Source organism: Sporosarcina sp. OR05 (assembly GCF_041414805.1).
Classification (GTDB): Bacteria; Bacillota; Bacilli; order Bacillales_A; family Planococcaceae; genus Sporosarcina; species Sporosarcina saromensis.
The window spans coordinates 1-12,541 of sequence record NZ_JANKJL010000009.1 but is presented as its reverse complement, the minus strand read 5'-3'; the positions used below and the strand labels follow the sequence as shown (position 1 = coordinate 12,541).

Below are 12,541 nucleotides of genomic sequence, written 5' to 3'. Positions count from 1 at the left end.
TTACGTATGCTTGCATTTGAGACACACACGCAAGGCTTTTTTCGTACAAGAATCGCTGCTAACCACACATAGCTAAACGAGTCAAAGATTGTCTCGAGCAATTCCGATTGATGTCCCCCGATCCATTTCGTCTTCAGGTGCCTCTCTACAAAAGCCAAGATAGTCTTCCATCGTCGTTAAATGCATATAAGGCAACGCGAGTTGAATGATTTCGTTATCGAAGAATGGAAAATCAGAAGACGTAGCGGTCGCATACTGTGTGAAAGAGCTGTATGGATAGTTCTCCATCTGATCGACTAACGGAAACTTCGTATCAATTGGATTTCGATGAATGTAACGACTAATCCGTAATAGACTCCTTGCATTCGTAATTTTCTCTGCATAATAACGCCCCTCGTATAAAAAGCCAGTGTAGTCATATTTACTTCGGTAGTAATCGCCATATTTTTTGTTGAGCCGTCCCATCACTTTTCCAAGATGGACAACTGGCGAACGAATAAGTAGATGGTAATGGTTATTCATAATACAATACGCAGCAAGAGAAAACGGATGTCGTTCGTATGTATAATGAAGCGACTGCAACAACATCCGATAGTCAGACGGATGATGAAAAATCTCTTGCCGGTTGTTGCCTCGCATGACGACGTGGTAATACAAATGTGGTGACCAAACACGGCGTTGTCTAGCCATACGAAGCAACCACCTGTCCATCCATCCTTTGCTGAAACTCTCTCATCCAACGATTCATAACGCCAATCACCCCTATTGTTTTCACTTACCATAGTCAACAATAAAAGTTTCGTCAATTGTCACAAATCTGCGATAATGAGAATTTGAACAGTACCACTTTATTCGGTTGGAATTCGTCAGGATCACCTAAAAAGCCCATCAACTCAATCTTCTTCCTACTATTTTCTCCAATCAAAAACCTTTTCCCCCATCTCTACGGGCTATCTACAATCAAAAAATGACACAAAAAACCACTCAAAATAATATTTTGCAACATTTGTGATGGGGACAGTCCCCAACACAATTCGCAATTTTTCGGGGGACAGGCACCGAAACAATTCTCAACATTCACTTATCGAATACGATGAAGTCGTAGGGGGAGATGCGTTTGTTTTTTTTGTTTGTGTAGTCGAACATGTCGGCCAGGCCTTGGACGGGTAGTGTACTTACCTTTTTGCCCGTTTGTACGTCATACGTGTCGATGGTGTGTTCACTAGTTGCTTTGTCATAACGGAAGAAATGCAATTTATCATCTTGAAAATACGTTTGTTCACTCATTTTTAAGCTCCCTGTACTCGCCCCTTCCAACGAAAATGCCAAGCCCGTTTCACCGGTTTCTACGTGGATGCTATGCACTTCACCTACACCGTCTACATAGTAGAACGTATCGCCTATGACAGCCGCAGCATTTCGTAGATTATAAGGGACTCGGATTCGATAATCTTCCGCATCTTTGTATGTAAGAAACGGAAACATCTCCACAGTTTTCGCCTGCCCGTCAATTCGATACAATTCGCTCGTTAACTTTTGCGTATCGCTAATCAACAAGAAATACGCACCATCGGCTTTAACAATTGGCGAAAGTCCTAAGCGGTCACCCACTTTTCCAAGTGGCACGACTTCCTCTATTTGTACGCTATCTTGAAGCGGCATCGTAAACAATGAAATGTACTCTTCTTCTCCAGCGACCATCATCAGCTCATCCTCCGTTATGCCAGACATGTGTAAATAATACGGTATCTCGATTGTTTTAAATCCATCTTTATTCCCGACACGGATATTGGACGAATAGCCCCCCTCCTCATTAAACCCTGAATTATACACGCTGTAATACATGCCATTACGAAATCCAGTCACTTCACCGGTATGCTCTTCACCTTCTATAGCAAACGTTTTTGTCCCTTTCTGATCCACAACGTGAACATGGCTACGGTCCTCCAGAAAAAACGATTCATCATTTCCGTGGATGGTACCTAATTCCAAGCCATCCATTTCAAACACGTCCGTTTGTCCCTCTTTGTTAATAAAAACCGCAAAACTTAACCCGTCTCGGTTCATATCTTGATCAGCAGTTGTAGAAAAGTATAGTGCCGCAACAGAATTCGTAATGACGGATGGAAGTTGTTCCGTCGTGAGTAAGTTCTCGTTTTTAGTACTAAAAACGTAAACAGAGGATACGGTTAATAGAACAAGTACAAGTATTCCTGCAATAAACCATCTCTTTTTCATCCCCAACACGCTCCTTATGAACAAAACTAAGCAAACGAGTTTACTGTTTGCTTAGTTCCATTCTTATGAATTAAGACAATCCCTAATCTGTTGCTCTCACTAATATGCCTAACGACGGATATGCAAAATTAGGGTTACAACCACTACCGTTAGATCTTCCGTTTGAATACTGTCTGCTTGGCATCACGGACATCCCGTGGATAGACGCCAAATCCTTTATCCACATCCAAGTCCAGATTCCCTTTTAATAAATACGCAGACCAGATCAATTTAGAACAGTTTTTAGCACCATAATGGCCTGTATTTCGGTTGTTCGCGAAATTCAATGAATACTTCTCACCGATTTCTCCGTATGCCCAATTCGCTGCATTTCTTTTTACAGTACTCGTTGCAGAAACGGATTTTACAACAGCACCTTTGTCAACTTTTCGGACATTCGCTGAAATGCTGCGCACGCCTGAAGGATAGATGGATTCAACGATTGTATTGCTCGTGTAGTAAAGCCCTACATGTCCATGGTTGACATAAGCGGTTGCGGAAGGTGTGTAGTAAAAATCCCCTTGTGCACTCGGTCCGACGATATATAACGCTGACCCGCCACCGCCTTGGATGGCCGCTTCATCTGTAGCGTCATACTCCTCTGCCAATTGCTTTGCCTCTTCTTCCGCCAACTGGTTTTGATACTCCATTTCAGCGAGCATTTTTTCATAAATTTCATCTTCATTCATGCCGGTCGTCATCGAAAGGTCTGCAACTTCTTTTTGCAACTCTTCCATAGATACGCCTGGTTGCAACGTCAAGATTTGATCGACATGCTTTGAGACAGATGATGCTTGGACGGGGAACTGTAAATTCAGTAAGAGAATACCAGCTGCTACTGTTGCGACTACTTTTTTCACGTCACTCGCTCCTAGGGAAGACAACTGGCCAGTTTGTCTTCAAATTGTATGTTGTCCAACATAATGCAACTATACCATTTATAAACTAATAATTGAAATTTTGAGAAAATGTAAAAGGGGGCAGATTACAGAGGGAAAAGGTACATCATTTATAAAAAAGTTTTGAAACAACACAATACTTTCACTTGAAATGATTGAATTAGACACATCGCGACATACACAAAACTACTAAAAATAATACAATTTTAGAGGATGATACGATTCCATCTTTCTCTATCAATTCATTTGTTAACACTCAATAATTGGTCGCAATAGTAGGAATTCGAATGTTGTTCTTCAGAAACGGTGCAAAGGTCGAGGGAAAACAAGCAGGAACAAACACTACGCGGAGCAACAAAACACCCTCCACGATTACAAAAAAAGGAACTAAGATACTAATAAGGTGAAAAATAGCACAGGACTCCCTTATTATCTTAGTTCCGTCATTATATCTGTATTACTCGCCGTATAATTCAACTTCATGCACGAATTTTATCGCCAACTCACATCTATAAGCACCATCGTACAACTATTCATCTGTTTTTTTGTTGCATGCGTCTGCATCATGTAAACCTTTCTGGGCGTCATGTCTTCTGCCATGCAAACGCCACGTTGCATAAATGAGCATCGCCGACCAAATAAGTGTTGAACAGTCTCGTTCACTGTCCACCCCTTGGAAGTGCTTGTCGGCTACAACCGAATTCGTGTCGTTAGATGCTGCGTTTGCAATTTGGTTTGTTTGATCTTGTTCTAATTGTATCTCAGAGTGAACGACTGCATACGGGGAGACAATCTTTTCAACTGCACCTACAATCTGACTAAGTGCTTCCAATTCATCAACAATTGACGTGAAGATTGCGACATCGCCCATGCTTGTCAATAGCATAAATTCTACTAGACTTTTCGGCAATTGCTCCATACATACTAACGGCTGAAAGCTTGATTGATGATTAAGTTGATCTGATACGGAAGCGTGGACAGGGAACCGGAAACCAATCACGAGAATGCCGACTACAATCGTTGTGACAATTCTTCTCACGGTACTCGCTCCTTAGGAAAGCAACTGGCCAGTTTGCCTTCGTAATGTATGTTGTCCAACATACATTCATTGTAGCATGTATATTTTTAAAATTAAAATTTTGGTAATATACCTCATATTTTTTTAGAACACTAATGTTGTAATGGATTGCATACTACTTTTCATTGTTCAACTTCAAAACTTACGTGCTGAATAGGTAAATAGTTCGGCGAAAATGATTAAAAAAGAAAGAATATTAATGATAAAGTAGAGGATTGGACATACGTGGACGGGCTGGAAGAATCATTTGTTTCATGGCAAAACAGGGTAGTAAGAATGAAAATTCGGAATTTAAAAATATTGTGTTGTGTTTCCGAAATGTATTTCATACAATTAGAGTAAAGAAGTGGACAGGGGGTGTCAATGTGCATCTTGGTACGCGTCTTAAGAAGTTGAGAGAAGCGAAAGGATTATCGCAAAAAGAGATTAGTCACGGCATCGTTTCAACTTCGCATTATAGCAATATTGAAAGTGGACGTTTTGATCCTTCAAACGAAGTTCTTCAATTGCTAGCGAATAAACTAGAAGTACCTACTTCTTATTTTCACAAAATCTATGAAGATCATCCTGACTTACAAGTGTTGCTAATTCAATATGAAAAGTTGCTGAATACAAATGAAAAGGAAGTCCAACAATTTTTAACGAAACATGTAAACAAATTCACCTACATTTCATCTATTAAACAAGAAATTCTATTCAATCTGTTAAAGTACTTGGAACTTGTGCGCTTTGCAGAAATCACACTTGCTCAAACCCATTATACTTCCGAAATAAAAATCATTCCTCCAGACTATATCGATCAAGCAAGTAATTCCATTCTGGAAAAATACACATTTGTAACAGGAATCTATCAGTATTTTAATCGTGAGTACCAGAAGAGCATCCGTTATTTTCTGGATTCCTTGCATTTGACAAAAGACGAAGTCCTGTCTGCCAAGTTAAATTACAATATTTCCTTGGCCTTTTATCACAGTTACGATTACGGAACAGCATTGGTCTATGCTAAACAAGCTCTCACTTTGTATATGCATTTCCATGACTGGGAAAAATGCGGTCATTGTTACAATTTAATTGCTGCACTTTATATGGAACAGCATAAAATGGAGGACGCAAAACACTATATTGAGAAAGGCAGCAGCATTATTACGGATAAAAAGTCCAAACTGTATGCGGACGTCTGTCACAATCAAGCGTACTTCTTTTATCTAGAAAAAGAATATATGCAAGCCTTAAAAGAAATTAACAAGTCATTAGAAATTTTACAACAATATCAAAGTAAAAATGCCTTTAACGCCATGAAGCTGAAAGTGGAAATTGTACTGCAACTGAAGGATTTTAAAACGTTACACACCTTCTTACCTAAATTGAAAGAGACGGTATCGTCTGAAATTGAGCAAGACCAACTTACGTACTTAGAAGCAACCATCTATTATTTCATGGGAGAATATGAAGAATACGAACAAAAGATGCGCTCTTGCACGGCTGGTTTTCGTATGAACAAAGATTGGAAAAGCCTAAAAACCGCTGCTCACCATTTTTCCAACTATTTCGCAGAACAGAAGAAATATAAAAATGCATACACCTACCAAGAACTTTGTATCCTTTCCTACAGTAACATGACGTTCGAATTGAAAGGAGGTGAAGAAAAATGAAGAAAAAACTAACGATGTTTATCCTATCCCTCAGCATCCTAGCATGCACACCTCTAGTGACTTCCGCACATGGCTATACAGTTACAGGCATCTCTGGTCCAGAAGTCGGTCATCCAATCGTAGTCGACTAACCTCCTAGGAAGACTTTCACGCACTTACTTTGAAATTTTCTTATACCGTCTAGCCGTATATGCTCATAAAGGCTATGACGAGATGTAAGAGAAAGACGATGCTAGTGAGCACTTACAAAGCAGAAAAGACATCCGAGCGTAGTCAAAAATAAAAAGGATGCTATCAAAAAATGGCATCCTTTTTATGTATTCAAATCTAATTCCAGGAATTATCGCCAGATAGAAGTCAAGTTTTGCTTAGACATCCTATTTACGACGGGCGAGTTGAATGCTGCTCGTTTTTCAGAACTAGATCTTTAATGCCTAAAAACAACCTATGCATAGAGTTGACCGTTTTATAAGTCTTTCATTATACCTGTAGAGATTACCCAAATACGGTTTCTTCAAATTCTTTTGCCTGTAGTGTTCCACTTTCAATTTCTTCGACAAAATGACAAGCTGCTTCGTGACCATCTGCCATGGCAGCATATGTACCAAGAACAGGAGTTTCCTTTTTGCAAATGTCTTGTGCGAACGGGCAACGTGTGTGGAAACGACAGCCTGCTGGTGGATCAATTGGAGAAGGAACATCGCCTGTTAACACGATGTGCTTTTTCTCACGTGTTGGATCAGGTACAGGTATTGCAGATAGCAATGCCTTCGTATACGGATGTTTTGCATTTTCAAATATCGAATGCTTATCTCCGATTTCTACAATTTTTCCAAGATACATAACGATAACCCGATCTGAAATATGTCGGACTACACCCAAATCGTGCGAGATAAATAAATACGTTAACTGATATTGTTCCTGCAGTTCTTCTAATAGATTTAATACTTGTGCTTGTATGGAAACGTCTAGTGCGGAAACGGCTTCATCACAAATGATTAATTTTGGATTAACGGATAAAGCGCGCGCAATACCGATCCGTTGTCGTTGACCGCCAGAAAATTCGTGTGGGTATCGATCCGCTTGATATTCATTTAATCCGACTGTTTCTAGCAACTCGATGATTCGTTTCCGTCGTTGCTTAGCAGGTAAGATTTTTTGAATCGTCATCGCTTCATCTAATACATCTGCCACTGTTTGCCGCGGGTTAATGGACGCATAAGGATCTTGAAAGATAATTTGTAAGTCTTTCCGATGCTTTCGCATTTCCCGTTTGGAGAGAGTGGTTAATTCCTCACCGTTAAAAACAACCGATCCATCTGTCGGTTCTTCAAGGCGCAGAATTGAACGACCTGTCGTTGACTTTCCGCATCCGGATTCACCTACAATGCTGACCGTTTCGCCTTCGTAAATCGTAAAGCTAATATCGTCAACCGCTTTTACGTGATTAATCGTGCGACCCATTAACCCACCTTTAATGGGAAAGTATTGTTTGAGTCCTTCCACTTTCAGCATTTCTTTTTTCGCCATAAATCGTCACCTCCGATTCGCCATCCCACTGATCCGTGTAAATCCAACAACGGATATCATTCCCCTTTTCATCTGGTAGAAGGTCTGGCATTTTCGTTCTGCATAAATCCGTTGATGCCGGACATCTCGGAGCAAATCTGCATCCAACGGGCATCTCTTTTGGATTCGGCACATTCCCTAAAATAGGTTCCAGTTTTTCAAGTTCTTTATCGTGCCTTGGAAGAGAATTCATCAGCCCGATTGTGTACGGGTGTTTAGGATATTGGAATAAAGATAGAATGTCTGCGTATTCCACTACTTGTCCTGCATACATGACGGCAACATAATCACAAGTTTCTGCGACGACACCGAGATCATGTGTAATCATAATGACAGACATGCCAAACTTTTTTTGTAGTCCGCGAATAAGACCAAGAATTTGTGCTTGTATCGTTACGTCTAGAGCGGTTGTCGGTTCGTCTGCAATTAATATTTCTGGATTACAAGCAAGTGCAATCGCAATCATGACACGTTGCCGCATACCACCCGATAATTCATGTGGATATTGCTTTACACGCTTATCAGGAGACGGAATACCAACGAGCTTCAACAATTCGATAGATCGGCTCATTGCTTCCTTTTTGCCTAATTGTTGGTGCTTCACAAGCGATTCGCTAATTTGTTGTCCGACTGTAAAAACAGGGTTCAATGAAGTCATGGGTTCTTGGAAAATCATTGAGATTGCATTGCCCCGTATCGATCGCATTTCTTTATCACTATAGGAGAGAAGGTTTTCTCCTTTGAAATTCACTTCTCCGCCAACGATTTTTCCATTCGCTGCGAGTAATTTTAAAATTGAAAGCGCTGTTATACTTTTGCCTGAGCCAGATTCACCTACGATTCCAAGTGTTTTTCCCTTAGGTAAACCGAAGCTGACACCGTCAACCGCCTTCACTTCACCGTCATCGGTATAAAAGGAAGTACGCAGGTTCTCCACTTTCAATAAATCCGTTTCCATTGTGCCACACCTCTTTTCAGCCATTTATCAGTTTACATCCATCCGTTTATTCAATAAGCGGTAGGAAATATCTACGAGCAAATTGACGAAAACGAACAAGAAGGAGATGATCAAAACCGTTCCTTGTACGATCGGAAAGTCACGTGTTCGGATTGCGTCGATTGTCAACCGTCCCATACCGTTAATCGCAAAAATGGTTTCTGTCAGAACCGCACCACCTAGGAATCCTCCGAACTCAAGACCAACGACAGTCACGACAGGAATTAATGCATTTTTTAACGCGTGACGATAGACAACTACCCGTTCACCCAGTCCTTTAGCTCGGGCTGTACGTATATAATCTTGTCCGATGACTTCAAGCATGGAAGAACGTGTCATACGAGCAATAATTGCTGCTCCACCTGTTCCTAATGTAACAACAGGTAAAATGACTTGTTTCCAGCTATCGCCCCAACCCGATGCTCTCATTTTTAAGAATTCTGGTAACCAATCTGGGCCGATTGCAAACCACTGGATGAGCATAAGCCCTAACCAAAAGTTTGGCATTGAAAGTCCAAAAAGAGCAACGATCATAATCGTCACATCTGACCATGAATAATGTTTGACGGCAGATATGATACCGGCGATAAGCCCTAAGAAGACTGCTAAAAGCGTTGAATAAAAGGACAGTTCAACCGTTATCCAAAACCTCGCTTTAATCTCATCCATAACTGGACGTCCACTTCGTATCGAGTTCCCTAAGTCTCCTTGGACAATATTTTTCACATATTTAAAATATTGCACTGGCGCAGGGTCATTTAAGCCTAACTTTTCTCGAATCTGTTCAACAGTTTGAGGGGAAGCGGCTTCACCAGCAATAATTTGTGCAGGATCCCCTGGAATTAAATACATTAATGAAAACACAAGAATTGATACGCCTATAAGGACAGGAATTGTCTGGAGCAGGCGTCTAACGATAAACTTTGTCATAATTTTGCCTCCTCCATCATTTCTTCATTTTCGGGTCTAACGCATCCCGTAAACCATCTCCGAAGACATTAAATGCCAATACGAACAGAACAATCATAATTCCTGGAAACAATACAAGATGTGGTGCTTGGTGCATGTAGGCCCGGCCTTCACTGAGCATAGCACCCCATTCAGGTGTAGGGGGTTGTGCACCTAGTCCAAGGAATGACAGTCCACTAGCCGTCAAGACGGCAGTTGCAATACGTAATGTTGCTTGGACAATAATCGGTGATAAAACGTTCGGTAAGATGTGTTTAAAAATGATACGTGCGTCGGATGCTCCAAGCGCTTTTACAGCATCTATGTACTCCAACTTTCTAACAGATAGCGTAGAACCTCGTACAATCCTAGCGAAAGCTGGTACTGAAAAAATACCGACTGCAATAATAACGTTTTGAATACTTCCACCTAGGACAGAAACTATGGCAAGTGCAAGAAGGATTCCTGGAAATGCGAGGATGACGTCCATTACACGCATAATGAATGTATCCATCTTCCCACCGTAATATCCTGAAATAATTCCAAGAAATACGCCGATGACTCCACCAAGTGCTACGGAGAAAAATCCGACTTTCATCGTGATAGACATTCCATGAATAATTCTTGTGAAAATGTCACGACCGTAATTGTCTGTACCGAACCAATGCTCAGCGGAGGGGGGAGCTAATTTATTTGTAATTTGGGTAGCGTTCGGATCCAACCAAGTAAAATATGGCCCAACTATCCCTGTAAGGATAAATACAATAATGAGCAAACCGCCAACGACTGCCGCTTTATTTTTTATAAGCCGTTTAAGTAGCCCTTTGTACGCTTCCACCTTCGGATTTGTTGCCCTTTTCCCAACGTCCGCAATTGGATTTTGTACGACCATAGTAAACACCTTCCTCTAATTAGTTAGTAGTTTTGTAAAAAAGACAATATTTCCGTAGTTTAGTGGATTTACAGTAGCATAACATGAATGAGACAATTTAGGAACTTTATTTTTTATCAATTTAGATTTAAAGTGTTATTCCGTGTTTTTTGTTAAATCACTTCCTATATTATTATGTTGAGAAACGAGGTGATTTTTATTTGCTAATTCTAATTTGTCAGTAATGAATTATTCAGAAATGTATTGTTTCTTTTAAACTTGTATGCTATATTTCATTTGACTATTGCGGCTTTACAATCACGGCATGCAACTAGTGAAAAAAATGACGTCGGGGGGATAAACAATGAAAAGAAATGGTAATTTGAAATGGCTGTTCATGCTTGTACTTGCCTTTTCGATGCTACTTGCTGCTTGTGCTGGTGGCGGGGGAGATTCTTCAGGAAATGACACAAATAGTGATCTCGACAGTGACAAAGGTGAGGGCGTTGAAGGTGGCGACTTAGTACTAGCTGTATTATCGGATGCGTCATCTTTAGATCCTGCTGGTTCAAACGATGTTCCGTCTTCGGTTGTTCAAGCAAATATTTATGAAACATTGGTAAAGCGAGACGATGAAAACAAAGTCATTCCCGGTCTTGCAGAAAGCTGGGAACCAATTGACGATACGACTTATGAATTTAAATTACGGGAAGGTGTAAAATTCCATGATGGTGAGCCATTTAACGCTGAAGCTGTTAAAGCCAACTTGGATCGTATCCGTGATGCGAAAGTAGGTTCACCACGATTCTTCCTATATGAAATGATTACAGATGTTGTTGTGCAAGATGAGTATACTGTGCAAATCAAGACAGAATATCCGTTTGCACCTTTGTTAGCGCACCTTTCTCATAACGGTGGTGGAATGGTCAGTCCGAAGTCCATTGCAGCTGATTATGATGCGATGAACAGTGGGAAAGATGCTGGCTCAGTCATTTCAACAGCACCAGTGGGGACAGGTTATTTCAAGTTTGATAGTTGGCAACCTGGCGATAACATTAAGCTCGTTAAAAACGATGACTACTGGGGAGACAAAGTACATGTAGACTCCGTAACGTTCAAAGTCATTCCTGAGAGTCCTGTACGAAACGCTGACTTGGAAACAGGACATGTTCATATTGCAGATCCTATTCAGCCAAATGAAGTAGTGGGCATTAATAACAGTGACTTTGCAAAGGTAAACCAAAAAGCTTCTTCCAGTCTTGCTTACCTCGGATTTAATACGGAAAAAGAACCATTTAATGATCCGAAAGTACGTCAAGCAATATCAATGCTTGTCAATAAAGAAGACATTAGTGAAGGGGTATATGACGGTTTTGGTGTATTAGCTAAAGGACCTTTAGCTCCTGGAATCTTTGGTTATAACGAAGATGCAAAGCCGGTTGACTACAATGTGGAAGAAGCGAAAAAACTTCTTGAGGAAGCGGGCTATGCGGATGGATTCAAATCATCCATCTGGACGAATGATAATCCACAGCGTCAACAAATCGCAGTTCTTATTCAAGAAGAGTTGAAAAAGGTAAATATCGAAGTGGATATAAATGTTATGGAATTTGGCGCATACCTTGAAAAGACGGCAAATGGTGAACATGATATGTTCATTCTCGGATGGTCGAACCCTACTGGAGATGCGGATTATGGAATGTATGCATTGTTCCACTCCGCTCAAAAGGGTAGCCCAGGTAACCGTTCTTTCTATGAAAACAAAGAAGTTGATAAACTTCTAGATGAAGGTCGCCGTGAATCCAATCCGGAAAAACGAATTGAAATTTACAATAAAGTACAAGAACACTTAATTGAAGATGCTCCAATGGTATACTTAATTCACACGGAATACTTGACGGGTGTCAGCAACAAAATTAAAGGATTCTCTATCGATACATCTGGTATTTATCAGTTACAAGATGTACAGTTTGTAGAATAAAAATAGAGAGGCTGGGACAAAACATAAAAAATGCATGAAGGCAAATTCGCCGGCATGCATTTTTTCTGCTTTTACAATGTTTCTTTTTTATCTTTATAAGTGAATCGGAGCGGAAAAAGGCCGACTCCTGCGGGATTTAGCGCGAATGTTGAGACCCCACAGGGAGCAAAGCGAAGCGACGCGGACGAGGAGGCTCAAGCGCGCCCCGCGGAAAGCGTGCCTTTTGGAGCGCAGAGGAACGGTCTATTTAGAGTTTTGTCCCAGCCTCT

12 protein-coding genes are annotated in these 12,541 nt (G+C 40.7%); 3 read left to right on the top strand and 9 right to left on the bottom strand.

Annotation, left to right across the window (positions count from 1 at the left end):
* Positions 1 to 81: 81 nt before the first annotated feature.
* The 5 genes from NRI27_RS12920 to NRI27_RS12900 form a co-directional block, all read right to left on the bottom strand.
* Complete coding sequence (locus NRI27_RS12920) at positions 82 to 690, bottom strand: transposase (RefSeq protein WP_371391061.1); 609 nt, start codon at positions 688 to 690, stop codon at positions 82 to 84.
* A gap of 112 nt (positions 691 to 802) precedes the next feature.
* Positions 803 to 925 carry a hypothetical protein gene (locus NRI27_RS12915; RefSeq protein WP_371391060.1) on the bottom strand — a complete coding sequence of 41 codons (123 nt, stop codon included), beginning with the start codon at positions 923 to 925 and terminating at the stop codon, positions 803 to 805.
* A 152-nt stretch (positions 926 to 1,077) separates the two neighbouring features.
* Positions 1,078 to 2,238 carry a hypothetical protein gene (locus tag NRI27_RS12910; protein WP_371391059.1) on the bottom strand — a complete coding sequence of 387 codons (1,161 nt, stop codon included), beginning with the start codon at positions 2,236 to 2,238 and terminating at the stop codon, positions 1,078 to 1,080.
* A gap of 149 nt (positions 2,239 to 2,387) precedes the next feature.
* Positions 2,388 to 3,137 (bottom strand): hypothetical protein, encoded by a 750-nt coding sequence (locus tag NRI27_RS12905; protein ID WP_317942343.1) that lies wholly within the window; start codon positions 3,135 to 3,137, stop codon positions 2,388 to 2,390.
* Positions 3,138 to 3,705: 568 nt separating this feature from the next.
* On the bottom strand, positions 3,706 to 4,215 hold the full coding sequence (locus tag NRI27_RS12900; protein ID WP_317942344.1) for a hypothetical protein: 510 nt from the start codon (positions 4,213 to 4,215) through the stop codon (positions 3,706 to 3,708).
* Positions 4,216 to 4,619: 404 nt separating this feature from the next.
* Between NRI27_RS12900 and NRI27_RS12895 the strand changes: the two genes are divergently transcribed.
* Both NRI27_RS12895 and NRI27_RS12890 read left to right on the top strand, forming a co-directional pair.
* Positions 4,620 to 5,906 (top strand): helix-turn-helix domain-containing protein, encoded by a 1,287-nt coding sequence (locus tag NRI27_RS12895; protein WP_371391058.1) that lies wholly within the window; start codon positions 4,620 to 4,622, stop codon positions 5,904 to 5,906.
* Entirely contained in the window at positions 5,903 to 6,037 is a 135-nt protein-coding gene (locus NRI27_RS12890; protein WP_317942346.1) for a hypothetical protein, read from the top strand. The genes NRI27_RS12895 and NRI27_RS12890 overlap by 4 nt, the downstream gene beginning before the upstream one ends.
* A gap of 364 nt (positions 6,038 to 6,401) precedes the next feature.
* On the opposite strand, the gene NRI27_RS12885 is transcribed toward NRI27_RS12890, so the two are convergent.
* Genes NRI27_RS12885 through nikC form a run of 4 tightly spaced genes read right to left on the bottom strand, consistent with a single transcriptional unit; the run spans position 6,402 to position 10,312 of the window.
* Positions 6,402 to 7,436 carry an ABC transporter ATP-binding protein gene (locus NRI27_RS12885; RefSeq protein WP_317942347.1) on the bottom strand — a complete coding sequence of 345 codons (1,035 nt, stop codon included), beginning with the start codon at positions 7,434 to 7,436 and terminating at the stop codon, positions 6,402 to 6,404.
* The gene (locus NRI27_RS12880) at positions 7,381 to 8,433 is read right to left on the bottom strand and encodes an ABC transporter ATP-binding protein (protein WP_371391056.1); all 1,053 of its coding nucleotides are present in this window, start codon (positions 8,431 to 8,433) and stop codon (positions 7,381 to 7,383) included. Before NRI27_RS12880 ends, NRI27_RS12885 begins: the two co-directional genes overlap by 56 nt.
* A 27-nt stretch (positions 8,434 to 8,460) precedes the next feature.
* Positions 8,461 to 9,402: an ABC transporter permease gene (locus tag NRI27_RS12875; protein WP_317942349.1), complete on the bottom strand. Its 942-nt coding sequence runs from the start codon at positions 9,400 to 9,402 to the stop codon at positions 8,461 to 8,463.
* A gap of 16 nt (positions 9,403 to 9,418) precedes the next feature.
* On the bottom strand, positions 9,419 to 10,312 hold the full coding sequence (gene nikC / locus NRI27_RS12870; protein ID WP_317942350.1) for a nickel transporter permease: 894 nt from the start codon (positions 10,310 to 10,312) through the stop codon (positions 9,419 to 9,421).
* A gap of 343 nt (positions 10,313 to 10,655) precedes the next feature.
* On the opposite strand from nikC, the gene NRI27_RS12865 reads away from it, so the two are divergent.
* Positions 10,656 to 12,272: a glutathione ABC transporter substrate-binding protein gene (locus NRI27_RS12865; protein ID WP_371391054.1), complete on the top strand. Its 1,617-nt coding sequence runs from the start codon at positions 10,656 to 10,658 to the stop codon at positions 12,270 to 12,272.
* The last annotated feature ends 269 nt before the right edge of the window (positions 12,273 to 12,541 follow it).